We start from the raw sequence: 25,045 nt of genomic DNA on the forward strand, positions 1-25,045 counted from the left end.
TCTAACGCTATATTTATAAACAACTACAGTGTTGGCATTGAGAATTGAGCACCTTCTCTAACACTTGAAGATGGCCAACGTTGAGTAATTGTCTTACGGCGAGTATAGAAGCGAATACCATCTGGACCGTAGACATGAAGATCACCAAATAGGGAGCGTTTCCACCCACCAAAACTGTGATAAGCAACTGGGACAGGAAGAGGAATATTTACGCCAACCATACCTACAAGTACGTTATCGCAGAAATAACGTGCAGCTTCACCATCGCGAGTATAGATACATGTACCATTGCCATATTCATGTTTATTAATGAGTTCTAAAGCCTCTTCCATAGTATCAACACGAATAACTTGTAATACTGGGCCAAAAATCTCTGCTTTATAGCTGTCCATTTCAGGCGTAACTTCGTCGATTAAGGTTGCACCTACGTAGAAACCATCTTCATGACCTGCAACTTTTGCTTCACGGCCATCAACAACAACTTTTGCACCTTGTTGTTCTGCACTTGTAATATGGCTAACAACTTTATCTTTATGGGCTTTAGTAATAACTGGGCCAAAATCGTTACTATTTTCTGAATAAGCGCCGTATTTTAAAGAGCCGATAGCTTTAGAAAGATTTTCAATTAATTGATCACCAATTTCTTTACCTACAGTTACAGCAACAGATAGGGCCATACAGCGCTCACCTGATGACCCGAATGCAGCACCAAGTAATGAGTTAACAACATTATCAAGATCAGCATCAGGCATTACAATCGCATGGTTTTTTGCACCACCTAAAGCTTGGCATCGTTTTCCATTTGCAGCAGCAGTCTTATAGATATACTCAGCAATAGGAGTTGAACCTACAAAACTTACCGCTTGTACACGACTATCACTTAATAAAACATCTACAGCTTCTTTATCACCATTAACGATGTTAAAAACACCTTCAGGTAAACCAGCTTGATAGAGTAATTCCCCAAGAAACATGGTCGAACTTGGATCACGTTCTGAAGGTTTTAAAACAAATGTATTACCGCAAACTAGAGCCATTGGAATCATCCATAATGGCACCATTGTTGGGAAGTTAAATGGTGTAATGCCAGCTACCACACCTAAAGGATGAAAATCGCTCCAAGAGTCAATATTTGGACCTACGTTTTTAGTGAATTCACCTTTTAGTAGTTCAGGAGCACCACATGCATATTCAACAACTTCAATACCACGTTGTAATTCACCTTTTGCATCATGCAAAATTTTTCCATGTTCTTCACCAATAAGATGAGCAATTTTTTCAGCATTTTGTTCAAGTAGCTCTTTAAACTTAAACATAATACGTGCACGACGTAAGGGCGGCGTATTTTTCCACGCAGGAAAAGCGGCCTGAGCAGCAGTGATTGCTTCCTCTACAGTTTCTTTTGAAGCTAACGCAACTTGTTTAGAAACTTTGCCTGTAGATGGGTTAAAAACATCCTGTGTTCTTTGAGTGTCGTGAATTTTTTTACCATTGATCAAATGACCAACAACGTTCAACTCGCTCATTTATTATCTCCTAAAATTAATGGCAACCAATTTCTGTTAAAACTTCGTCATAGATTTTTAAAGCTTCTAGAACTTCTTCTTCAGTAACGATACATGGAGGTACAACATGAATACGGTTATCTGCAAGGAAGGTTAAAAGACCTTTTTGTGCACAAAGATTCTTAATTTCAGTCATAGTCTGAGCTGAAACGCGCTCTTTTGTTTTTTGATTGCTAACTAATTCAATTGCCCAGAAAACACCAGCACCGCGTACTTCACCAATAATATTGTGCTTCTCAGCAAGCTTTTTAAGACCAGGTCCTAAAACTTCATTACTGATGTATTCCACATTTTCTAGAACTTTTTCTTCTTTCATAGCATCGATAGTTGCCACAATAGAAGCCATTGCTAAAGGATGACCTGAGTAAGTCAAACCTCCAGGGAAGAAAGTAGTGTCAAAGTACTGGCTAATTTTTTCAGAAATAATCACTCCACCTACTGGCACATATCCAGAATTTACGCCTTTAGCAAAGGTAATTAAATCTGGAATAACGCCATAATGTTCAAGTGCAAACCATTTGCCTGTACGACCAAAACCAGCCATGACTTCATCAAAAATCATGATGATGCCAAATTCATTACAGAGTTCACGAACACCTTGCATATAATTTTTAGGTGGCACTAAGATTCCAGCGGTGCCTGGAAGGCTTTCAAGTAAAATTGCAGCAATACTTGATGGTCCTTCACTTTCGATAATTCTTCTCAAATGTTGTAAAGCACGCTCGCATTCTTCCACTTCATTTGATGCATGGAATTCTGATCTATAAAGATAGGGACTAAAAAAGTGAACGTGACCACGTGCATACTCGTTTGGAATACGGCGAGCATCACCGGTTGCTACAATTGCTGAACCTGTATTGCCATGATATGAGCGGTATGAAGATAAAACTTTTGTTTTACCTGTATATAGTCGAGCCATACGAATAGCATTTTCGTTGGCATCTGCTCCACCATTTGTAAAGAAAACTTTATTAAAGCCTTCAGGCGCTAATTCTACAATTCTTTTTGCAGCTTCATTTCTTGCTAAGTTTGCAGTTGAAGGGGCAATTGTCATTAATTCTTGAGCTTGTTTAACAATTGCTTCAACTACTTTTGGATGTTGATGGCCAATATTTGTATTCACCAATTGGCTGCTAAAATCCAGATATTCATTACCATCAAAATCCCACAGTTTCGATCCTTTACCAGATTTAATAACTAAAGGATTTAAATTGCCTTGGATTGACCAAGAATGGAATACGTATTTGCGATCCATTGCGTAAACATCATCGTTATCGATGGTTGATACATGACTGATTGAGGACATATCCATAATCGTTCCTATGAAAATGGTTAGCGAAGTAATCGCTTTAACTCAACAAATCCAATATTTCTATTATTCATCTGATGAGCATGACGAGTTAAATAACTAAAATTCAATACATTAAAATGTAGAATTTGAAATGTATGCAATATTGTATGCAATGAGGTTAAGAGATAAAAATTATCCTGTCAATCAGTTCAAAAAAGATTTTTTTATTTAAATTTCTAACATTCGGGCAAGATTTAGTTTGGAAAAGAGAAATATCCAATTAAAACAAAAATCTATTTGGGGGCTTAAATATCTTAATTATTTCTAATAATTCTATTTAAAAGATATCTCGCAATTTAAATCTTAATTAAAAATAAGATGAGTTAAATATGAAAAATCCTTTTCTTAAAAAATATATCTTTGAAAAATCTATTCTTTTTATAGGTAAATTAATTTTCTCATGAATGATTGACATCTAAAAAAATTGCAGATATTGTTTGTGTATGCAATATTGTACACAATGTAATGATCTGGAATTGAATACTAAATCTTCAATTTTAAGTTATTGAAATAACATTAGTTATTTTCTTAATTTTGTACGAGATAGGGAAATTCAGATTTAAAAATTTTTATGGAGAAATTTAAAATGTTGCAAGGTATTCTTCCTGCTCTAGTAACACCTTTTGATGAAAATAACCAAGTCGACTATAAAACGTTGGTTGATATTATTGAATATCAATTAAAAGCAGGTGTTAAAGGTTTCGTACCATTAGGTTCAACTGGTGAGTATTACGCACTGACTAATGAAGAGCGTCGTCAAATTCTTAAGGTAGTAAAAGACACAGTTGGCGAACGAGGTATTTTAATTGCTGGTGCAAATGGTTCATGTACACGTGAAGTTTTAGAACAGGTTCAGCAAACAGTTGATCTTGGTTATACAAACCTTTTAATTGCACCTCCTTATTATGCTTTACCATCTCAAGAAGAGTTGATTGCTCACTACAATGCGATTTTAGATGCTTTTCCACAAATTAATATTGTTCTATATAACTATCCTGTTCGTACAAATGTAGAAGTTGGTTACGAAGTACTTGAAGCTTTTAAAGACCATCCACGTGTTATTGGTATTAAAGAAAGTAGTGGTAATTTACTACGTGCTATTGAAATTGGTGGAAAGTATAAAGATAACTACCAGCTTTCATGTGGTTCAGATGATCAGGCATTGGATTTCTTCTTGTGGGGCGCAACAAGTTGGATCTGTGGTCCGGCTAACTGTTTCCCAAACAAAGTCGTTGAAATTATCGATAAATATAATGCTGGTGATATTAAAGGCGCTCAGGATGTTATGCGTCAATTATTCCCAGTTATGGCAATTATGGAATCAGGTAAATTCGTTCAAAAAGTTAAATATGGTTGTGAATTGGCTGGATTTAAAGTTGGTAATGCACGTATGCCATTATTACCTTTAACTGAAGAAGAAAAAGCTGAATTTAAACGCGCATTTGATGCAATCGATAAGTAAGTAAATTTGAAACCTATGAGTCAAAAGGCTCATAGGTTGAATAAAGTTTTTTTAAAAGAGTAGGATAGGTTTTTATTATATCTCATCAATATAAAACCTCAATTAATCAATGGAATGTAAAAATGTCTATAGAATCTAATTTGAAAAATACTGTTGTAATTGGTGGCGGTATAGTGGGTATCTGTTGCGCTCTTTATCTGCAAAAAAAAGGTTTTAAAGTCACTGTTGTTGACCCATCCGAAGCTGGTGAAAGCACCGCGAAGTGGAGCTGTGGACAGATGGCCGTGAGTGAAATTATTCCACTTTCAAAAAAAGGGATCTTAATGAAGATTCCTGGTTGGTTACTAGATCAACAGGGACCTTTAGCATTAAGACCATCCGCTTTTCCAAGCATTATTCCATGGTTTTTACGTTTTTTAAATTGTGCAAGAGAATCTCGTATAAATGAGATTGCTAGCTCTTTGGCTTCATTAACTCAACATGTCTATGAAGACTATGCAGTATTGTTGGAAGACTGCCCAGACAAAGATTTAATAGGCACACGACCTATTTTAGAGCTTTTTGACAGTGCTGATGATATTGAACATGAGAAGAAATATTTGGAGTTAAGACAAAGTTTTGGTTTCAAACATCAAATTCTAAATGAAAAAGAAATTTCAGACTTAGAACCTGTTTTTACAGGAAAATTCAAACACGGTTTGTTATTTAATGATTGGACCGCTGTAAAAGATACTAAAGGTTTTATTGCTGCACTCACTGAAAGTTTTATTGCAAAGGGGGGTGAAAGGATACGTGCAGAAGTTGTCGAATTACGTGAAGAAAATAATAGATTGCGCCAAGTTCTTTTAAGTAATCATCAAATTATTGATGTTGACTATGCAGTGGTTGCTGCAGGTGTTGGTTCACAACTATTTTCAAAACAACTCGGTATAGATCCACCTTTAGCAGGCATTGCGGGTTATCAAGTCGTTTTGCCAAAACCTGAAGTCGACATTAAGCATTCAACTATCTATGCGTCAGGTGGCTTTTGTTTTGCCCCAATGAGCAGAGGCCTGCAAATTGGTGGAACGATTGAATTTGCTGCAGCTGGCGCAAAACCCAATATGAAACGTGCTGAAATTATTTTGGATAAAGCTAAAAAAGTTTTACCTCAATTAAATACCGAAGGAATGGAATTTGGTGTTGGTTATAGACCATTTTTGCCTGATACAAAGCCAATTATTGATATGAGCTCACGTTTACCAAATGTTGCCTTAGCCTTTGGCCATGGGCAGCTTGGGTTAACTTTAGGTGCGACTACAGGACGTTTAGTCACAGAGATGCTATGTCAGCAACCTACCAAAGTGGATCTCACACCATTTAAAGCAAATAGATTTTAATTATTGAACTAATAAGGATAAATAGATATGACTTACGATCAATTATATATCGATGGAAAATGGACTCCGACACGAAAAGGAAATACTTTCCAAAGTATCGATCCAAGTACTGAAGAGGTTATTGCTCATGTTGCTTGTGCTTCAGTAGAAGATGCCGAGCTTGCAGTTCGTGCAGCGCGAGAAGCATTTGATAATGGTTCATGGTCGAAGTTATCAGGTAAAGAGAGAGCGCATTATCTAAGAGCAATAGCTAAAGAAATTCGAGATAATCTAAAAGAAATTTCGTCTTTAGAAGTTAAAGATAATGGTAAACCTTACCCAGAAGCTGAGTGGGATATCAGTGATGCTGCAGGTTGCTTTGATTTTTATGCAAATTTAGCTGAATCACTGGATGAAAATAGTGAAGAGAAAATAGAGCTGAGTGATGATCGCTTTAGTTGCGTAGCAACAAAAGAACCAGTAGGGGTGGCATGTGCAATTATTCCATGGAATTACCCACTATTAATGGCTGCATGGAAGGTAGCACCTGCATTGGCTGCAGGTTGTACAATGATTCTTAAGCCTGCTGAAGCAACCTCACTTACAGCTGTTGAATTAGGGCGTATTGCTGAAAAGGTGGGTTTACCGAAAGGTGTTTTAAATATTTTGACTGGATATGGGCGAGAAATTGGTCCGTACTTAACAGAACATCCTGATATTGATAAAGTTGCATTTACTGGTAGTGTACCTGTAGGTAAGCAAATTATGTTATCAGCGGCTTCAAATGTTAAAAATATTAGTTTGGAGCTAGGTGGAAAATCTGCATTTATCGTATTTGATGATAGTGATATTGAAGCTGCTGTTGAATGGATCATGTTTGGTATTTTCTGGAACCAAGGACAAGTTTGTTCAGCAACATCTCGAGTTTTGGTACAAGAAGGCATCTATCCAAAACTTATGGAAAGACTAGTACAAGAGAGCCAAAAAATTAAAATTGGAAATGGTTTTGATGAAGGCGTGAAACTTGGTCCACTCGTTAACCAAAAACAATATCAAAATGTTGTGGATGTAATTCAGTGTGGTATTGAAGATAACATCACTCTTTTGAGTGGTGGAAAACCACCTAAAAATCTTACGAAAGGTTATTTTATAGAACCAACCATTTTTGCTGATGTTCCAGAAGATCACCCATTGTGGGCTGAAGAAATTTTTGGTCCAGTTGTGAGTATTCGTTCATTTAAAACTGAAGAAGAAGCAATCAAGTCTGCAAATAACTCTATATTTGGATTGGCTGGTGCAGTAATGTCGAAGGATTTAGAGCGCTGTAATCGTGTGGCTCGAAAACTAAGAGCTGGCATTATCTGGATTAATTGTTCTCAACCTACTTTTACCGAAGCTCCGTGGGGCGGTTATAAACAAAGTGGCATTGGCCGGGAATTAGGAGTCTGGGGGCTTGAAAATTATCTAGAAGTTAAACAGATTACGAGTTACGACAGTCAAGAACCATGGGCTTGGTATATTCAATAAGGAAGTGATGACATGCGTTGGGAAAAAACGATTCAACTTGTAGATGTTCACTGTGAAGGTGAGGTTGGAAAAGTGATTACTGGAGGGGTATTAAATATCCCAGGTAATAGCATGGTTGAAAAAGTTAATTACTTGAACGAGGTGGATGATAGTTTACGTCGCTTTGTTATCCAAGAACCTCGAGGATGTTTACAGATATCTGTAAATTTATTGCTACCTCCTACAGTTCCCAACGCAGATGCTGCTTTTGCAATTTTTCAAGCAGATAAGACTCACCCAATGTCTGGTAGTAATTGTATTTGTGTGACAACTGCATTGCTTGAAATGGGTATGGTAAAAATGCAGGAACCAGTCACAAATGTTGTTTTAGATACGGCAGCCGGATTGGTTACTGCAAAAGCTCAGTGTAAAGATGGGCGCTGTGAAAGTGTCACCTTAGAAATGATGCCTGCATTTGTAGAACAGTTAGACGCTGAAATAGATGTCGAACCATTCGGGAAAATCAAATTCGATATCGCGTTTGGTGGTGTTTATTATGCACTTATTAATGTTGATCAAGTTAATCTAACGATTGTACCTGATAATGCTCGTAAATTAGCGACACTAGGTATCGAGCTTAGAAAGCTCATTAATCAACAGTTTAATGTTCAACATCCTATTTATTCTGATATTAATGAAATTGCATACGTTATGTTTAGAAATCGATTAGATGAAAAAACAGTTCAGACGTGTACAACTTTACCACCAGGCCGTGTAGATCGCTCTCCTTGTGGAACGGGCAGCTCGGCTAATTTGGCTACTTTAGCAAAACGTGGACTTGTTCAACCAGGGGATGAATTAATTTCACAATCAATTATTGGCGGACAGTTTAAAGTGAAGTATGCGAGTAATGTACAAATTGGTGATAAATCTGCGATTATTCCTAATATTACTGGCCGTGCATGGCTATATGGTATTCATCAACTTGGTATTGACCCAACAGACCCATTATCAGAAGGTTTTATGGTAAGTGATACATGGGGAGAAGGTATATAATTAAATTAAAGTTAGAATTGGATAAGGCCTAGCCTATGAATAGTTTAGTAAAAAAAGAAACAGACGGGGTAAAGAAGAGACATAATGGTAAATATGTCTATGATCAACTCCGTGAAGAAATCTTAACTTTAAAGCTAAGACCGAATACTCAACTTGACGAAATTTCACTTGCTGAAAGGTTTGAGGTTTCACGTTCGCCCGTTCGTGATGCGCTTGCACGTCTTGTTGCTGAAGGTTTAGCAATGACTCTGCCGAATAGAACAACTATTGTTCGGCCGTTTAACTTACAAGATTTTTCAAAATATATTAGCGCATTAGACCTTCTACAGCGTGCTGTAACACGTTTGGCAGCAGCCAATTGTACTGAAGATGATATACAAAGAATTAAAGATGTTGATACTGTTTATGTGCAAGCAGCAAGAGAAGGTAACTATCAACTAATGCTTGAACAAAATAAGCAATTACATCTTGAGATTGCTAAAGCAGGACGAAATCCATTCTTAATTGAGTACTATGAGCGGCTATTAGAAGAGGGCCAACGACTATTCTATTTACATTTTGATCATCTAGCTAAATCGACTAGTTTTGATAATTTGGAAAGTGATCATTTAAGCCTAATAGAAGCGATAGCTAATAAAGAACTGGATAAAGCTGAAAGTGAGGCACATGCTCACACCTTGCTGTTTAGAGATCGTTTTATGGAACACATGAAAGAAAACTTAATTGATCAGATAAGCGTAGCAACTTAAAAAATAATCAGCAAATCTATCTAATAATTAAAACCAATAAAGATTGTTTTATGACGATCTTTATTGGTTTTTTTATTTAAAAAACATGAGTTTAATCAATATTTTTATTTGTTTATTTTTTATCTTTTTTCATTGACAAGTAATAAAGTTCGTTATATTTTTAATGTATGCAATATTGTACACAACTTAAAATGGATGAAAAACTAAGTTTGTACATATAGAAAGTTAGCTGTTGGGATGAGTCTAATAGTGAAATTTCAAAAGCATTTGATGCATTCAAGTACACATATCGTTTTGAGATACAAAGCTTGGATTAGTCATAAAGGGAATAATTATGAGACAAAATCTACTACGTTTAAAAAGATCAATAGTAGGGATAGCTGGTTATACGACCAAACAAGACCTTCTGATTTTTTCAAATAAGAATTTATCTATATGTATGAAAGAGCAGATAAAGCGATTATTAAATTTAATAATCACTTTTAATTGGGTTCTTCATTCTTCAAACCAAGTAAGTACCTCTGCAAAAGTCTTAAGACTATTTTGTCATGGCCTAAATCTAGAAGAGTATTTCAGGAGCTAAAAAGAACAAGAAGGATATAGCGACTAGATAAGGAAGTTTTCAATTATGCCATTTTAGTTCTACTAAATAGTAATTATGGCATATAGATCAAATACATATACATGCATTATGTAGGGTTCTTGCGTCTTTAAAAAACTGAACCTTGCTTAATTCGTATAAGGAAATGGAATAAGGTAACGGAAATGGAACAATTAATACATACCATAGTGGGATATCTATGGAGCGATACGCTAGTTTATTTGGCGCTTGGTGTTGGCATTTATTTTACGTTTATTACTCGAGGCGTTCAATTTCGGTACTTTCGCGAAATGTTCCGTGTAATACGTGAGAAAAAAGAAGATAGTTCGGGAATATCGCCAAGACAAGCACTATTTATGGCATTAGCTGGACGTATTGGTGTTGGAAATATTGCAGGGGTAGCTTTAGCTGTTGGTATGGGCGGTCCAGGTGCAATTTTCTGGATGATTATAATGGGATTCCTTGCAGGTGCATTAGCTTTCAGTGAATCTACAGTAGCTCAGTTATATAAGTTTAAAGAGGGCGATCAATATTATGGTGGTGTTCACTATTATATTGATCGTGGATTAAAACTTAAGCCTTTTGCAGCTATAGCCGCAGTCGTATTAATTATTTCTTATACGGTTATGATGCCTGGTATTCAAATGAATACTATTGCAACTACCTTTAAATCTACATTCCATATCCCCCCATATATCTCTGGTATCGTGGTGACTATTGGGATCGGATTAATAATTTGGGGTGGTGTAAAAAGTATTGCTCGTGCAGCTGAAAAAATTGTACCAACCATGTCAGGTCTGTATGTTTTGGCTACAGTAGTTTTACTCTGTGCACATTATGATCAGATACCTGAAACATTTGCTTTAATTGTAAAAAGTGCATTTGGTATGGATGCAGTTTTTGGTGCGATTATTGGTCAAGCTGTAAATTGGGGGGTACGCCGTGCAGTCTTTGCAAGTGCCGCAGGTGCTGGCGAGTCAACATTTGCTTCTGCTGCTGCGATGACTTCCCATCCTGTTAAACAAGGTCTAATTCAAGCATTCTCTATTTTCTTCGAAACAGCATTAATTTTAACTAGCTCTGGGTTAATGATCTTAATTACCGGAATGTATAACGTTACACCTCCTGGTAGTACATCACCATTAGTTGAACATGTACCTGGCGTAGCAGCAGGTGCAGAATGGACTTCTATGGCACTACAAACAGTATTTCATGATGCTGGTGCTTGGCTAATTTCTCTAGCAATTCTAGTTTTTGCATTCACAACATTAATGACCTATTACTATATTGCTGAGTCAGGTATTGCGTACTTTGATCGTCAAAATAAATATCCAATTTTTAAGACAATTGCAAAAATTGCTAGTCTTACTGCATTGTTCTTGGGCAGTATTTCAAGTACCGAAACAATGTGGGCACTTGGTGACATCACTTTCGGTAGCATGGCGTATGTCAATCTAATTGCTTTAATTTTGTTAAGTAAACCATTATTGAAAGTATTAAAAGATTACGACAGACAACGCAAAGCTGGAAAAGATCCGGTGTTTGACCCGAGAGAAGTAGGTATTAAAAATGCGACTTATTGGGAGGAATATGCTGATCAGAAAAAAGCGTCCCTAATAACACCATCTATTGAAAAGTCAGTTTCTGTAAAAAAAAACAGCAGTCGTAAAATAGCTTAAATGTTTCCCCTATGTAGAGTTAAATAAGTCTAAGCACCCATCTTTCTTCTTTAAAAAGGAAATTAAAGAAGAGAATAATCTTGATATTAAAGGAAATATGAAATGTTAAAATGGAGAATCAATCTTCTTCTTGGCGGAGCTTTATCTACACTTTCACCTCATCTTTTTGCAGACACATTAAAATTTGGGGACGCAAATACTGATTCTGGTGAGGTCTCAGTTTCCGGTTGGTTACGGGCTAATATTCAGGATAAAGACTATTCTGATAATGAGCACAAACTAAAGTTTGACGCAGCAAAAATAGCTGTTAAATACGATGCTAAGAATTTATTCGGAAACTTTGAATATCGTTGTTATCAATTCGATAAATTATGCGATTTTTCATCACTTGTTGATGCTAATTTAGGGTACAAGTTTAATGAAAATAATAGAGTTACCTTAGGTGTTCAGGAAGTACCTTTTGGACCTGGGCGTGGCTGGTCTACGAGTTGGTATGGTGGTGTTTTAATTAATGCTGGTTTAGAAGATGTACATAATCTGGGGATCAGCTATTCAACAAAACCTTTTACGACTACCAAACTCGATGCAGCATTTTTCGCACGTGATGCGGGAAATTATACGGGTAATAGTAAAGATTCTTCCCGTTATTCGGCTAATTATGTTGATCCCGATAATGACAGTGACCCATATGTAAAAGAAAAAAATATGTTTATTGTACGGGTACAACAAGAAGTTCCTTTATCTGTGTATCCAGATTTAAAGCTAAATGTAGGTTCATCTTACTGGTATTCAGACATTGAAAATAAAGATAACTCTGAAACTGGTCACCGAAATGCTTGGGCTCTGTTTAGTAAGATAAATTATAAGAATGCAAATATTACGCTAACCGCAGGCAAAAATAAGGTTTCTAATCATGATGTTTTAGGTCGCGATTATTCCGTAATCGGTTCATTTGATAGTTCTTATAACTTAGCTAATGAAGGCAATTTTTATACCGCAGACATCAATTATGTTTTTAAGGATGTACTTTACGGTTGGTCTCTAACCCCCTATGCAACATACAGTGCTTTGCGTAAAGACCCTAAAGATTTTAAAACTTCTACCCGAAATATTTTTGGTGTTCAGGCAGATAAAGGGCATTTTTCTGTCGCGGCCGAATATATGCTCGGAAAAAATGACCCGTTTATAGGCGGAAATGCAGACTCTTTTGCCCAAGGTGATGACCAAGGGTGGAGTAGATTATTGAATCTTTTATTCTTCTATAACTTCTAAAAAGTTATCTCAAAAGATTTTCATAGAGATTTATAAATTTGATGGTTAAAGAGATGATTAAACCTATTCAAAAAATACTAATTGCCAACCGTGGTGAAATCGCAATTCGAGTGATGCGTGCTGCTACAGAACTGGGCATCCGCACGGTCGCAATTTATGCAGAAGAAGATAAATTTGCCCTGCATCGCTTTAAGTCAGATGAAGCTTATCGGGTAGGCGCTGGCAAAAAGCCAATCGCGGCCTATCTGGATATTGAAGATATTATCCGTATTGCACTTGAGGCAGGCGTAGATGCCATTCACCCGGGCTATGGTTTCTTGTCTGAAAACCCTGAGTTTGCCGAGGCCTGTAGCCAAGCGGGAATCCGTTTTATCGGTCCAAAACCGGAAGTAATGCGTCAGTTAGGCAACAAGGTAATGGCACGTAACGTTGCAATGGTTGCATGTGTGCCTGTTGTTCCTGCCACATCGGCACTACCGGAACGTATTGAAGACTGCCAATTACTAGCGGCTGAAGTGGGGTATCCACTCATGCTTAAAGCGAGCTGGGGTGGCGGTGGTCGTGGCATGCGTGTGGTTGAAAATGAAAATGAACTCGAAGATGCAATTATCGTTGCACGTCGTGAAGCCAAATCCGCATTTGGCAATGACGAAGTCTATCTAGAGAAACTGATTCGCCATGCCCGCCATGTCGAAGTACAGATTTTGGGGGATACCCATGGCAATATCGTACATCTGTTTGAAAGGGATTGTACGGTACAACGACGTAACCAGAAGGTGGTCGAGCGTGCGCCAGCACCTTATTTGTCAGAAACGCAGCGCAGTAAAATTTGTGACGCTGCTTTAAGACTGGCCCGTGCGGTAGATTACACCCATGCGGGTACGGTTGAGTTTTTAATGGATGCCGAAACAGAGGACTTTTACTTTATTGAAGTAAACCCGCGCATTCAGGTTGAACATACGGTTACTGAAGAAATTACTGGCATTGATATTGTTAAGGCACAAATTCGGGTGACTGAGGGAGCTGCGGTCGGAGATGGCAGTAGTTTTATTCCGCCACAAGAGCAGATCAAATTATTAGGCTATGCACTGCAATGTCGACTCACCACAGAAGACCCTAAAAATGGTTTTATGCCGGACTATGGACGTCTCACTGCTTTTCGTAGCGCAACTGGTTTCGGCGTGCGGGTAGACAGTGGTACAGCTTATACTGGTGCAGTCATTACGCCATATTATGATTCCTTACTCGCTAAAGTCACAGTTCGCGGTGCAAGTGGGGATGAAGCCAATGCCCGTATGCTGCGAGCGTTACAGGAGTTTCGTATCCGCGGTGTCTCAAATAATCTGGCATTTCTAGAAAATGTGGTGACTCATCCTTTATTTACACAAGGCACCTGTACCACCCGATTTATTGATAGCACACCAGAACTATTTAACCTTAAACCTAAGCAGGACCGTGCGACTAAGTTACTGGAGTTTTTAGGTGACATTACCGTTAATGGACAACCCGAACTCAAAGGGCGTTCACTTCCCGAAACTGTACCAGCTCCAGCACAGTTACCGACATTTAACTTAAACCAGCATCTTCCGAGTGGAACCCGAGACCAGTTTAAATTACTGGGTGCAAAGGGTTTCTCAAACTGGATGCTAGATCAAAAGCGGGTATTGGTCACTGATACCACCATGCGTGATGCCCATCAGTCCTTATTTGCAACACGAATGCGTACCGCAGATATGTTGGCGATTGCACCTTATTATTCTCATATGGCCAGTGAGCTGTTTTCACTGGAATGTTGGGGCGGGGCAACCTTTGATGTGTCGATGCGCTTTTTAAAAGAAGACCCATGGGAGCGTCTGGCTCAACTTCGCCAAGCTGTGCCAAACATTCTATTCCAAATGCTGCTTCGCTCATCTAATGCTGTAGGGTATACCAACTATCCAGATAATGTCGTCCGTCACTTTATTACGCAGGCCGCACAAGGTGGGATTGATCTATTCCGTGTATTTGACTCACTCAATGCAGTCGATAACATGCGGGTTGCCATTGATGCAGTTCGAGAGTCAGGCATGCTGTGTGAAACAGCAATTTGCTATACCAGTGATATCTTTGACAACAACCGCAGATATAACCTTAACTACTATGTCGATATGGCAAAGCAACTGCAAAAAGCAGGGGCGAACATCCTTGCCATTAAGGATATGGCCGGTATTTGTAAACCCGCCGCAGCACGTGAGCTGATCAAGGCATTGAAAGAAGAAACCGGATTGCCGATTCATTTTCACACCCATGATACCAGTGGTATTGCCGCGGCCAGCATTTTGTCTGCCATCGATGCTGGCGTTGATGCAGTCGATACCGCCATGGATGCCATGAGTGGACTCACTTCACAACCTAGCATGGGCTCGGTGGTTGCAGCTTTACAAAATACCGATCGTGATACAGGACTCAACCCTAATAACCTGCAACAGCTTTCAACTTACTGGGAAGGTGTACGCCATATTTATGCACCGTTTGAAGCGGATATGCGCGCGGGTACGGCCGATGTCTATCACCATGAAATGCCGGGTGGACAATATACCAATTTACGTGAACAGGCTCGTTCCCTTGGCATTGAAGAACGTTGGTCAGAAGTTTCCGATGCCTATGCACAAGTCAACTTATTGTTTGGTGACATTGTGAAAGTTACCCCAACCTCTAAAGTGGTGGGTGATATGGCTTTATATATGGTGTCGAATCACCTGAATTCAGAAGATATTGAAAACCCGAAACTTGAGATTGATTTCCCTGAATCGGTGGTTTCACTGTTTAAAGGTGAGCTAGGTACACCGGCACATGGTTTTCCAAAAGAGTTACAGCACAAAGTATTAAAAGGAGCAACGCCTTTAAGTGATCGTCCTGGAGCAGTGATGCCGTCAGTCGACTTGAACGGTGAAAAAGCAATGCTTGAAAATATGTTTGGTAAACAACTGACCGAACAGGAACTGGCGTCATATCTTATGTATCCAAAAGTCTTTAACGACTTTATGAAGCACAAACTGAAGTATGGCACGGTATCAAGTATTCCATCTTCAGCCTTCTTTTATGGTTTAAAAGAGCAAAGTCCAGTTGAAATCGAACTTGAACGCGGCAAGACACTGGAAATAAAACTGCTGGGCCGTTCAGAAGCCAAAGATGGTGTGATTGATCTGTTTGTAGAGCTGAATGGTCAGTTGCGTCTGGTCCAGATTAAACAGGCAAGCCAAAAAGAAGTAACGGCTCATCCGAAGGCTGACCCGACAAATCCGAAACATATCGGTGCTTCAATGCCAGGGATGATTAGTACAGTACCTGTGAAATTGGGTCAGTCGGTCAAGAAGGGTGAAACCTTATTTACCATTGAAGCGATGAAGATGGAGCTTGCCATTAAAGCTGATCAGGACTGTGTGGTTCAGGAAGTTTTAATGAGTGCGGGTAAGCAAGTTAGAAATATGGATTTGGTTTTAACATTAAGTTAGAAATCGAAAATATATTTTTATTTCAATATATTAAGAAGCTCTAACAACAGGCTTCTTAATATATTTTCAAAAATAGTGATATTTTTAACAATAAATTTATAGCGGAGTAGGCAAATTAAGTACTACCTGAGCATCTTGGATAACATCTAAGCGGAGAATTTTTGAAGCGCCAAGTTCATTTAGCAGCTTTGTCAAAGGGCCTTCATTTTTCACAAGTTGTAATTTCTTTGGAAAAAGCTTTTGCGCAAAAGAAAGAACGTTTGATTGAACGTCTGTTTGATGCCATTTGCCATCGACTACATGTAGCATGGTTGCTTTATTAATATGTGTTTCAGAATCGATATGTTTTAAAGTAGGAACAGCAGTTTTTAAACTTAAATCTAGTTTTCCATTAAGATCAAAAATATTGGCTTGAACTTCTTTTGAATTAATGTCGACGTCAATTTTAGTTAACCATTTTGGTAGCTGGTAACCATATATACCCCGTACTCGGGCGATTTCAGTATCGACAGGTAAAGCTAAAACATGTGCATGAAAATGACGTTGACGCATCGATTTCATTAACTCTGCAATATGTGGCCCACGAGCCTTGGGTTTGCGTACAACAATCGCAATCGACACTTCGTTATAGGGATCATTGTCACAAACCGAATAAGAGAAAAAAGTGACGGCGACTAACCCATAACCCGGAAATGGTTGTAAGGGCGTTAAAGCATCAGGAAGTTTTGCCTTAATATATTTAATGGGAGCAAGCATTAATAGCTGAACATTTGCACTATGATAATAAAAGTTCGGCGCCCAAACAGGACCAACACGTGACTCTACAATTTTTTTAGGAATATGACGGAAAAAATCGATGTTGCCAGCAGCTGGATCTTGGGCAATTTCATCTAGATCTGGATGCATTCTAAAACGGTCATAGTAACCACCTTTAGGTACTTTGACTTTTTGTTGCCCAAATTCAACCTCAGTAAATTGTTGTTTTATATTCATGAGTGTTACCTTTAACATTAACTGACCAAGTAGCTACGGTTGCCTTATAAAGACGTGTTAATTTATAGCCAATGTCGGCACTATAAGGTTAAAGTTCACTTTAAAGTCAAGACTTTAATTTCTAGCTGTAAAGTCTTTGACATTTAAAAAAAATAAAATAAAAAACAATTAAAGATTAAAAAGATACAGAGTACAGTAGAGTCTTCATATAAATTTTATTTTAACAATAAGATTGAGACTATTGACCTTAAAGCTAACTTTAATCTTACGATAAACATTCATACCTTTATAACGAATCTAGAAGCAGATTTTCAGCAGGAGTACAAAGATGGGATATGTAACCACAAAAGATGGCATAGACATTTTCTATAAAGACTGGGGGCCACGCGATGCCCAAGTTTTATTTTTTCATCACGGTTGGCCTTTGAGTTCAGATGATTGGGATACACAATTACTTTTCTTTTTAGGACAAGGCTACCGTGTGGTGGCTCATGACAGACGCGGCCATGGGCGTTCAAGTCAGGTGTGGGATGGTCACGATATGGACCATTATGCAGATGATGTTGCAGAAGTGGTTAAACATCTCGATATTAAAAATGCTATTCATATTGGACACTCAACTGGTGGTGGCGAGGTAGTCCGCTATATTGCACGTCATGGTCAGGAAAACGTTGCAAAAGCTGTACTTGTCAGTGCAGTACCCCCACTAATGGTTCAAACTGAAAATAATCCTGAAGGTTTACCAAAAGAAGTTTTTGATGACCTTCAAAATCAAGTACTCACAAACCGTGCGCAATTTTTCCGAGACCTTCCATCTGGCCCATTCTATGGTTTTAACCGACCAGATGCGAAACCATCGGAAGGTATCATTTCGAACTGGTGGCGTCAGGGCATGACGGGCAGTGCAAAAGCGCATTACGATGGCATTGTGGCATTCTCACAAACTGACTTTACAGAAGATTTAAAGAAAATCACCATTCCTGTTTTGGTGTTACATGGTGATGACGACCAGATCGTGCCTTATAAAACGTCTGGCGTAAAATCTGCTGAATTACTTCAAAATAGCCAACTCAAAATCTATCCGGGTTTTTCTCACGGCATGTTAACTGTAAACCATGAAGTGATTAATGCTGATTTATTGGCCTTTATTCGTGAATAATTAAAAACATTTAAACTTTAAAAAAAGAGGCGTTAAGAGCCTCTTTTTTACTTACAAATTACTGAAACTGAAAGTAATAAATATAGAAATAATAAAAGGTATTGACATTAAAGTTAGCTTTAATCTTAAAGTAAAGCCATACTGAATGAGGTCATTCCAATGAAAGTGTTCGAAAAATTAGTATTCCCAAATGGCTCATATGTTCCTAACCGTATTGCTAAAGCAGCCATGGAAGAAAATATGGCTGATTTAAACCATGCACCATCAGAAGAATTAATGCGTTTATATCAGGCTTGGGCAAATGGTGGCGTAGGTCTAATCATTACCGGAAATGTAATGGTAGATCGCCGAGCAATGACTGGACCGGGCGGTGTCGTGCTTGAAGATGAAAAGCATCTGGATACTTTTAAAAAATGGGCACAAATTGGGCGCTCAAAAGGCGCTCAGATGTGGCTTCAAATTAACCATCCAGGTCGCCAGATGCAAGCCAATCTTGGTCAGCAGACGTGGGCACCATCAGCTATTTCACTTGATCTTGGCAAAATGTCAAATCGCTTCAACACGCCAATTGAAATGACTGAATCTATGATTGCAGAGGTGATTCAGCGTTTTGCAAATACGGCGCGTTTAGGTGAAAAAGCAGGATTTACTGGTGTAGAGATTCATGCAGCACATGGTTATTTATTAAGTCAGTTCCTTTCTCCACTGAGTAATAAACGCCAAGATCAATGGGGTGGTTCTTTAGAAAATCGCGCTCGTATTTTAATTGAGATTGTAGAAGCTGTTCGTAAAGTAGTTTCGCCTCAGTTTACTGTTGCAGTGAAACTAAATTCAGCCGATTTCCAACGTGGTGGGTTTAGCGCTGAAGATGCTCAACAAGTGGTTAAAATGCTAAATGAGCATGCAGTCGATTTGGTTGAACTTTCAGGTGGTAGCTATGAAGCGCCAGCCATGCAAGGTCAAGCACGTGATGGCCGAACACTCGCTCGAGAAGCTTACTTTTTAGAGTTTGCACAAGAAATTCGTAAAGTTGCCAAAATGCCTGTTATGGTCACAGGTGGCATACGCCGTAAACAAGTGGCAGAGCAAGTGGTTGAAAGTGGTGTTGATATGGTCGGTATCGCCACAGCTTTAGCGATTGAACCTAATTTGCCAAAAGCTTGGAAACAAGGCAAAAATGTTTCACCTGAACTCAAGCCAATTACGTGGGAAAATAAAACATTCGCTTCTCTTGCCAATATGGCAGTGGTGAAATTCCAGTTACGTAATTTAAGCGCTGGTAAAAAAACAAAACCAAATGTTTCACCAGCTTGGGCTTTAATTTTGCAACAATCAGCGATGTCATGCCGTACCCGCCAATACAAAAAAGGCATGCGTGACTATTCATTTGCTTCTTAATAAGTGAGTTGTGTTATGACAAATCCTAACGATTCAAACTGGATAATTTATGGAGCAAATGGCTACACGGGCGAGTTAATCGCTCGTGAAGCTGTACGCCAAGATCTAAAACCAACTTTGGCTGGTCGTAATAAAGCGAAAGTTGCTGCACTTGCTCAAGAGTTGGGGCTCGACTATAAAGCTTTTGGGCTTGATAACGTAGATGCGGTAAGTGAACAACTCCAAGGCTTTAAATTGGTGATGCACTGTGCAGGGCCATTTTCAGCAACATCAAAACCCATGATGGAAGCTTGTATAAAGGCTGGTGCTCACTATCTAGATATTACTGGTGAAATCGCCGTATTTGAATTGGCACAGTCACTTAACAGCCAAGCTGAAAAAGCCGATGTTGTGCTTTGTCCGGGTGTCGGTTTCGATGTGATCCCGACAGATTGTGTTGCTGCTGCACTGAAAGAAGCATTGCCAGATGCGACTCATTTAGCGCTTGGTTTTGACTCTAGAACAGGGTTTTCACCAGGTACAGCTAAAACAAGTACAGAAGGCATGGCCGAAGGCGGAAAAATTCGTAAAAACGGAAAAATTACCACCGTTCCATTAGCCCATTATGTTCGAACCATTGATTTTGGTGACGGTAAAAAAAGTGCCATGAGTGTTCCGTGGGGAGACGTATCTACAGCGTTCTATACAACAGGTATTCCAAACATTGAAGTATTTGTACCTGCATTTCCCAAAATGATTATGGGCGCGAAAATGATGAACTATTTACGCCCAGTATTAAAAATTAATGCTGTACAGAAGTTTATTAAATCGCGTATTGAAAAAACGGTTGTTGGGCCAAATGAGGAACTTCGCGCAAAAGTACCTACCTATGTTTGGGGTGAAGCAAGAAATACGCGTGGGGAAATCAAAACCGCCCGCATCCAAACGGAAAACGCTTATAGCCTTACCGTAAATGGCTCACTGACTGTGGTGAATTATTTACTCAAAAATACCGTTAAGGGTGGTACATACACACCTGCAAAATTGATGGGTTATAAGCTAGTGACCGAACTACCGGGTTCTGGTCCACTGGTCATTAATTAATAAAGCCTTTATTAAAACAGCACATTTATTGATGGTCCCGAGTAAGGTTTTCACTATCAAAAGATTGGCTGATTTTTTTCTATAGTATTTGCATGAAAAAACGAATTACAGCGTGGGTCCGTAATTCGTTTTTTTAGATTTATAAAATGATACTTAAATGCTGTGGTTACTTAGTTGATACCAGTACCCATCTATACAACGCGAGAGCGATTAACTCTAATTGAAATTATGGTGTTTTTGCGTTGTCAAAATAGAGATTCATCAGACGTTCTGCATTTTGCTCACATGTAATTTCATCTGGTTTGTTATTAATAGCTTCAATCATGGTATGTAAGTTTTGCTTACTGACTTTTAGCTTTTGTTCTAAAATTTCTATTTCCTGAATTTTGGTTTCAATCGTTTGAATGAGAGCATCATGATCCCAAGCGACAACTTTCGACGGCAAAAATGCTTTAATTTCTGCTAAGGAAAACCCAACTTGCTGGGCTTGTTGAATTAAAGAAAGTTGTTTCAAATCGTTATCGGTATATTCACGGTAACCATTCGATTTTCTTTTGGCTTTAGGCAAGAGTTTAATTTGCTCGTAATAACGAATAGTAGGGGTACTTAAACCACTTAATTTCGATAACTCGCTAATATTCATAGCTACATACTCTCTTGACATTCAAGCTAACTTTAGACTTATAGTAACACAAAAGCAAGGTTCATAACTTTACCAAGCACACACTTTCAGTAACAACTTTCTATGCTTTGATAGATGAAAGAATAGAATTATAAATATGAAAAATGAGGTGAGAAAATGTCTAAACGCATATTACATGTCGTGACCAATGTTTCACGCTATAAGGATGTAGATCAACAAACAGGACTGTGGTTAGGTGAACTTACCCATGCCTATGATGAGTTTGAAAAACAAGGTTATGTGCAAGATATTGTGAGTCCAAATGGTGGAAAAACTCCAATTGAACCAAAATCGCTTGTGCCTTTAGTGGCAGATAAATCTGTTAAAGACCGAGAAAAAGATCAGGCTTTTATTACGCTGCTGGCAAATACCTTTAAGCCTTCCGATATTAATTGGCAAGACTATGACGTGATCTATTACACAGGTGGCCATGGGGTGATGTGGGATTTTTTAGATAACCCTGAATTGCAAGAAATCACCAAAAACATTTATGAAAAAGGCGGCATTGTTTCGAGTGTTTGTCATGGCTATTGTGGCTTGCTCAATGTCAGACTTTCAAATGGTGAACGACTTATAAAAGGTAAAAAATTAACAGGCTTTGCATGGAGTGAAGAGGTTTTGGCAGGGGTGGCAAAAAAAGTGCCGTACAATGCCGAAGAGTTAGCGAAAGAATATGGTGCTCGTTATGAAAAGGCTTTTATTCCTTTTGCACCATATGTCGTTCAAGACGGCAAATTAATTACCGGTCAAAACCCTTTTTCAGCTAAAAAGACGGCTTTAGCGATAATAGAAGAGCTAGAAAAGTCATAATTTAATGATTCAAATATAAAACCCTAAAAGTAGGACCAGCGATGGGCTTTCTTTTAGGGTTTTAAATAAATGAATTCGTGTAAAAATTAACCTTAAGGAACAATTACAAAATCAGGGTTTGCTATTGCAAAAACTGCTTCACGGTTTGCAGCTGGTGGATAAATCCAAACAGTATTAATTTCTTGTTTAATTTTTTTAGCTTCATCACGCACAAATTGAACCTGTCGATCCCATCCTTCAGTATAAGTGCGCCCCAAGGACCTAAGTCAACACAAGTGACATACTTCGGTTGGCTGTATGGATGAAGTGGTAAATCAACTAATTCTGCCGCAGCATTGTAACCCGCTACACGGCCTAGACTCATGGCGTGCTGACACGACATCATGTTAAAGTTACCTAAATCATCGGTAGGAACTTTTACAGTGTCGCCAGTCACAAAAATGTTTTTTGCTTCGGGTGCATGTAAATAAGCATCCCCAATCAAACGGCCCAAATTATCTTTTTCACCTGCAATTTGAGAAGTGAGTGAGTTAGCTCGCATGCCCGCATTCCAGATCACGGTTTCTGCTTCAATTTTTTCGCCATTAGAAAGGGTCACACCAGTTGCATCAAGTGCAGTCACGCGCAGTCCAGCTTTACCTTCAACACCCAGCTCGTTAAGGGCTTCTCGAATAACAGTAGCAGCTTGGTCACCCATCGCCGCGCCAATTTCTGTTGAGGAATCCACTAAAACTACACGGGCATCAGTTTCACCTAAAATGCTACGCAGACGTTCAGGCATTTCGGTAACAGTTTCTAACCCGGTAAGACCACCACCTGCAACGACTACGGTATTACGCGCTGCATTTGCAGGTTTACTGGCTAAGTTTTTAAGATGTTGGTCTAGTTTTTCAGCATCTTCTAGTGTGCTTACGCTAAAGCCATATTCGGTAAGACCTGATATCGGGGGCATAAACGTCGCACTTCCTGTTGCCAGAATAAAACGGTCATAGCTTAAGGATTGTTTGTTGCCATCGGTGGTTGAAACTTCGATGGTCTGTTGATCGGCGTTAATTTTATCTACCCAACCTGCCAGAAATTTAACCCCCACCACACTTAATAACGCTGAAATATCTGGATTCATGTTTTCAAGCACAGCTTCATAAAGACGAGGACGAATCCCAACATTGGGGCTAGGGGAAACCATCAGCACCTCAATGTTTTGTTCTTGCGACGCTAAGTGAATTGCTCTTTGTGCAGCGAGTGCCGCCCATAAACCAGCAAAGCCAGAACCTGCAATAATAATACGCTTACTCATTTGATTATCCTTTTGATAGATTTTCGGACATCACATTCCAACTCATCACAAAATTTTGGGTGAGCGAATCCTTTCCCTGATTGTCCGAAAAATCTGAGAAGGCGTTTAAAAAGAATTAAGGGAATTTTATGTTAGGGTACGAACCCTATCAGTTCATTAGTCGGGGGTATCCCGCGATATTTTACTTTTACGCATTTTTGCTGTTCTTCCTTCGATGCGTTCATTGATCCAGCCATTTACATCACTAAAAAACACGTCAGGTGCATAACGGCCAAAACGGTCTGCAATATCGCCAAGTGTATGAGCACCTAAAGCATCTCGCATGGCTTTTTCGGCTTGTAGCATGACTGCATGCACTGCACACACACCACTGGTTGCCCAATCTGGCGGGGCATTGTTAAAAACTGCACATTTTCCACGAACTTCTTGACACTCAAAAAGCGGTTTTTCACCCTCAATTGCATTCACGATATCTAAAAAACTGATTTCGTGAGCAGATCGAGCCAGTAAATATCCACCACGAACACCTTCCTGAGCAATAACGAGACCTGCCTTTTCAAGTTTAGGAAAAATCTTGGCCATAAAACTCGGAGAGACTCCTTGTAATTCAGCAAGGTCCTTACTACTCAAAGGTTTATCTTCATTGTTCACAAGAAAAAGAAGACAATGAATCGCATACTCGACGCTACTAGTGATATAAGCCATTTAATTTCATAATTGATCAATTACAAACACAGACTAATGTAGTCTGTGTTTTAAGTCAACAATAAAACTAGGACAAGGTTAGTCCTAGTTTAAAGAAGGCTATTTAAAAGTGTTAATTATGAATGTATCTGATTGAATAATTTAAACTTTATTAAACAAACAGATTTTAATAATTTATAAAAAATATTTTATTAAGTTCTCTTAATCGTAAGAATGTCTAACAGGTGTTTAATCAAATAGTTCACCACTTATAAGTAAGATAGATGAAACGGGATAGGCATTTATCATTTATTTATAGAGTTATTTAAATTATATTTACGTAGATTGTTTTACTTAAAATATTAAATAGCTTTATCTGAATAAAAATATTTTTTTATATAGCATGATGAATGAATAAGAGAGTTGTTTTGAAAACTGAATTTATTATTAGATGTATTTATGCACTTTGCCTTATCGGTGCAGGGTTCAACCATTTACAAACAGTTTTGATGCATGGTTTGTTTTGGGACTATAACAATGCGCCTTTATTTACTTGTATTTATTGGACATCTTTAACGTTTATTGATCCACTTGCAGCAATTCTTCTATTTTATAGACCTCGTATCGGCTTAATTCTAACTTTTCTTATTATATTTAGTGATGTCATTCACAACACTTGGATTACATTAAAGGTAGGGCGAGACTTGCTCAACTATATGTATATTTCCCAATTTTTATTTCTGGTTTTTGTTGTGTGCACAATTAAGTTTCCTTGGAAGGCACATAAGAAAAGTTAAAATTTAAATATTGGAGAGAAAAAGCATTCTTTTACTCTCCAAATAATTT

The 25,045-nt window shown here is 38.4% G+C and carries 18 protein-coding genes and 1 pseudogene; 13 read left to right on the forward strand and 6 right to left on the reverse strand.

Annotation, left to right across the window (positions count from 1 at the left end; genetic code table 11):
* Window positions 1-23: 23 nt before the first annotated feature.
* Both SOI76_RS08360 and SOI76_RS08365 read right to left on the reverse strand, forming a co-directional pair.
* Window positions 24-1,526, reverse strand: coding sequence for a CoA-acylating methylmalonate-semialdehyde dehydrogenase (locus SOI76_RS08360; RefSeq protein WP_205668346.1), 1,503 nt, complete (start codon window positions 1,524-1,526; stop codon window positions 24-26).
* 16 nt (window positions 1,527-1,542) lie between these two features.
* Window positions 1,543-2,877, reverse strand: a complete 1,335-nt coding sequence (locus SOI76_RS08365; protein ID WP_104078737.1) for an aspartate aminotransferase family protein — start codon at window positions 2,875-2,877, stop codon at window positions 1,543-1,545.
* A 625-nt stretch (window positions 2,878-3,502) separates the two neighbouring features.
* Here SOI76_RS08365 and dapA point away from each other — a divergent pair.
* The 8 genes from dapA to SOI76_RS08405 all read left to right on the forward strand — a co-directional run bounded on the left by dapA (window position 3,503) and on the right by SOI76_RS08405 (window position 16,093).
* On the forward strand, window positions 3,503-4,378 hold the full coding sequence (gene dapA / locus SOI76_RS08370) for a 4-hydroxy-tetrahydrodipicolinate synthase (RefSeq protein WP_104078736.1): 876 nt from the start codon (window positions 3,503-3,505) through the stop codon (window positions 4,376-4,378).
* A gap of 122 nt (window positions 4,379-4,500) precedes the next feature.
* The gene (locus SOI76_RS08375) at window positions 4,501-5,757 is read left to right on the forward strand and encodes an NAD(P)/FAD-dependent oxidoreductase (protein ID WP_005110708.1); all 1,257 of its coding nucleotides are present in this window, start codon (window positions 4,501-4,503) and stop codon (window positions 5,755-5,757) included.
* Between the two features lie 27 nt (window positions 5,758-5,784).
* On the forward strand, window positions 5,785-7,263 hold the full coding sequence (locus tag SOI76_RS08380; RefSeq protein ID WP_104078735.1) for an aldehyde dehydrogenase family protein: 1,479 nt from the start codon (window positions 5,785-5,787) through the stop codon (window positions 7,261-7,263).
* Window positions 7,264-7,275: 12 nt separating this feature from the next.
* Window positions 7,276-8,298, forward strand: a complete 1,023-nt coding sequence (locus SOI76_RS08385; protein WP_005110721.1) for a proline racemase family protein — start codon at window positions 7,276-7,278, stop codon at window positions 8,296-8,298.
* 35 nt (window positions 8,299-8,333) lie between these two features.
* Window positions 8,334-9,047, forward strand: a complete 714-nt coding sequence (locus SOI76_RS08390; protein WP_086376209.1) for a GntR family transcriptional regulator — start codon at window positions 8,334-8,336, stop codon at window positions 9,045-9,047.
* Window positions 9,048-9,812: 765 nt separating this feature from the next.
* Entirely contained in the window at window positions 9,813-11,327 is a 1,515-nt protein-coding gene (locus tag SOI76_RS08395; RefSeq protein WP_104078734.1) for an alanine/glycine:cation symporter family protein, read from the forward strand.
* 102 nt (window positions 11,328-11,429) lie between these two features.
* A complete protein-coding gene (locus tag SOI76_RS08400) occupies window positions 11,430-12,599 on the forward strand; it encodes a hypothetical protein (protein ID WP_104078733.1) in 1,170 nt (389 codons plus the stop codon).
* A gap of 53 nt (window positions 12,600-12,652) precedes the next feature.
* On the forward strand, window positions 12,653-16,093 hold the full coding sequence (locus SOI76_RS08405; protein ID WP_250621792.1) for a pyruvate carboxylase: 3,441 nt from the start codon (window positions 12,653-12,655) through the stop codon (window positions 16,091-16,093).
* A gap of 96 nt (window positions 16,094-16,189) precedes the next feature.
* Here SOI76_RS08405 and SOI76_RS08410 read toward each other — a convergent pair whose 3' ends face one another.
* Window positions 16,190-17,086: an acetoacetate decarboxylase gene (locus SOI76_RS08410; protein ID WP_104078732.1), complete on the reverse strand. Its 897-nt coding sequence runs from the start codon at window positions 17,084-17,086 to the stop codon at window positions 16,190-16,192.
* A 328-nt stretch (window positions 17,087-17,414) separates the two neighbouring features.
* Here SOI76_RS08410 and cpo point away from each other — a divergent pair, with 328 nt between their 5' ends.
* The 3 genes from cpo to lysl all read left to right on the forward strand — a co-directional run bounded on the left by cpo (window position 17,415) and on the right by lysl (window position 20,726).
* Window positions 17,415-18,245 (forward strand): alpha/beta fold hydrolase, encoded by an 831-nt coding sequence (gene cpo, locus SOI76_RS08415; RefSeq protein ID WP_104078731.1) that lies wholly within the window; start codon window positions 17,415-17,417, stop codon window positions 18,243-18,245.
* Window positions 18,246-18,404: 159 nt separating this feature from the next.
* On the forward strand, window positions 18,405-19,643 hold the full coding sequence (locus SOI76_RS08420; protein WP_104078730.1) for an NADH:flavin oxidoreductase/NADH oxidase family protein: 1,239 nt from the start codon (window positions 18,405-18,407) through the stop codon (window positions 19,641-19,643).
* A gap of 15 nt (window positions 19,644-19,658) precedes the next feature.
* Window positions 19,659-20,726, forward strand: a complete 1,068-nt coding sequence (gene lysl / locus SOI76_RS08425; RefSeq protein WP_104078729.1) for a saccharopine dehydrogenase family protein — start codon at window positions 19,659-19,661, stop codon at window positions 20,724-20,726.
* 226 nt (window positions 20,727-20,952) lie between these two features.
* On the opposite strand, the gene SOI76_RS08430 is transcribed toward lysl, so the two are convergent.
* A complete protein-coding gene (locus tag SOI76_RS08430; RefSeq protein WP_002113932.1) occupies window positions 20,953-21,369 on the reverse strand; it encodes a MerR family transcriptional regulator in 417 nt (138 codons plus the stop codon).
* A gap of 156 nt (window positions 21,370-21,525) precedes the next feature.
* Here SOI76_RS08430 and SOI76_RS08435 point away from each other — a divergent pair, with 156 nt between their 5' ends.
* Entirely contained in the window at window positions 21,526-22,218 is a 693-nt protein-coding gene (locus SOI76_RS08435; protein ID WP_032003727.1) for a type 1 glutamine amidotransferase domain-containing protein, read from the forward strand.
* Between the two features lie 92 nt (window positions 22,219-22,310).
* Here SOI76_RS08435 and yjlD read toward each other — a convergent pair.
* Window positions 22,311-23,515: pseudogene (gene yjlD / locus SOI76_RS08440) on the reverse strand (NAD(P)/FAD-dependent oxidoreductase).
* A 156-nt stretch (window positions 23,516-23,671) separates the two neighbouring features.
* Window positions 23,672-24,220, reverse strand: coding sequence for an RrF2 family transcriptional regulator (locus SOI76_RS08445; RefSeq protein WP_005074213.1), 549 nt, complete (start codon window positions 24,218-24,220; stop codon window positions 23,672-23,674).
* Between the two features lie 407 nt (window positions 24,221-24,627).
* Here SOI76_RS08445 and SOI76_RS08450 point away from each other — a divergent pair, with 407 nt between their 5' ends.
* Window positions 24,628-24,996 (forward strand): hypothetical protein, encoded by a 369-nt coding sequence (locus SOI76_RS08450; RefSeq protein ID WP_002061057.1) that lies wholly within the window; start codon window positions 24,628-24,630, stop codon window positions 24,994-24,996.
* The last annotated feature ends 49 nt before the right edge of the window (window positions 24,997-25,045 follow it).

The sequence above is a fragment of the Acinetobacter pittii genome, assembly GCF_034064985.1.
Lineage (GTDB): Bacteria > Pseudomonadota > Gammaproteobacteria > Pseudomonadales > Moraxellaceae > Acinetobacter > Acinetobacter pittii_H.

Coding starts and splice junctions, on each gene's coding strand:
- SOI76_RS08390 (WP_086376209.1), top strand. CDS start 8,334: ATGAATAGTTTAGTAAAAAAAGAAACAGACGGGGTAAAGAAGAGACAT.
- SOI76_RS08410 (WP_104078732.1), bottom strand. CDS start 17,086: ATGAATATAAAACAACAATTTACTGAGGTTGAATTTGGGCAACAAAAA.
- SOI76_RS08435 (WP_032003727.1), top strand. CDS start 21,526: ATGTCTAAACGCATATTACATGTCGTGACCAATGTTTCACGCTATAAG.
- SOI76_RS08420 (WP_104078730.1), top strand. CDS start 18,405: ATGAAAGTGTTCGAAAAATTAGTATTCCCAAATGGCTCATATGTTCCT.
- SOI76_RS08380 (WP_104078735.1), top strand. CDS start 5,785: ATGACTTACGATCAATTATATATCGATGGAAAATGGACTCCGACACGA.
- SOI76_RS08385 (WP_005110721.1), top strand. CDS start 7,276: ATGCGTTGGGAAAAAACGATTCAACTTGTAGATGTTCACTGTGAAGGT.
- SOI76_RS08360 (WP_205668346.1), bottom strand. CDS start 1,526: ATGAGCGAGTTGAACGTTGTTGGTCATTTGATCAATGGTAAAAAAATT.
- SOI76_RS08405 (WP_250621792.1), top strand. CDS start 12,653: ATGATTAAACCTATTCAAAAAATACTAATTGCCAACCGTGGTGAAATC.
- dapA (WP_104078736.1), top strand. CDS start 3,503: ATGTTGCAAGGTATTCTTCCTGCTCTAGTAACACCTTTTGATGAAAAT.
- SOI76_RS08395 (WP_104078734.1), top strand. CDS start 9,813: ATGGAACAATTAATACATACCATAGTGGGATATCTATGGAGCGATACG.
- SOI76_RS08430 (WP_002113932.1), bottom strand. CDS start 21,369: ATGAATATTAGCGAGTTATCGAAATTAAGTGGTTTAAGTACCCCTACT.
- SOI76_RS08365 (WP_104078737.1), bottom strand. CDS start 2,877: ATGGATATGTCCTCAATCAGTCATGTATCAACCATCGATAACGATGAT.
- SOI76_RS08375 (WP_005110708.1), top strand. CDS start 4,501: ATGTCTATAGAATCTAATTTGAAAAATACTGTTGTAATTGGTGGCGGT.
- cpo (WP_104078731.1), top strand. CDS start 17,415: ATGGGATATGTAACCACAAAAGATGGCATAGACATTTTCTATAAAGAC.
- SOI76_RS08400 (WP_104078733.1), top strand. CDS start 11,430: ATGTTAAAATGGAGAATCAATCTTCTTCTTGGCGGAGCTTTATCTACA.
- SOI76_RS08445 (WP_005074213.1), bottom strand. CDS start 24,220: ATGGCTTATATCACTAGTAGCGTCGAGTATGCGATTCATTGTCTTCTT.
- lysl (WP_104078729.1), top strand. CDS start 19,659: ATGACAAATCCTAACGATTCAAACTGGATAATTTATGGAGCAAATGGC.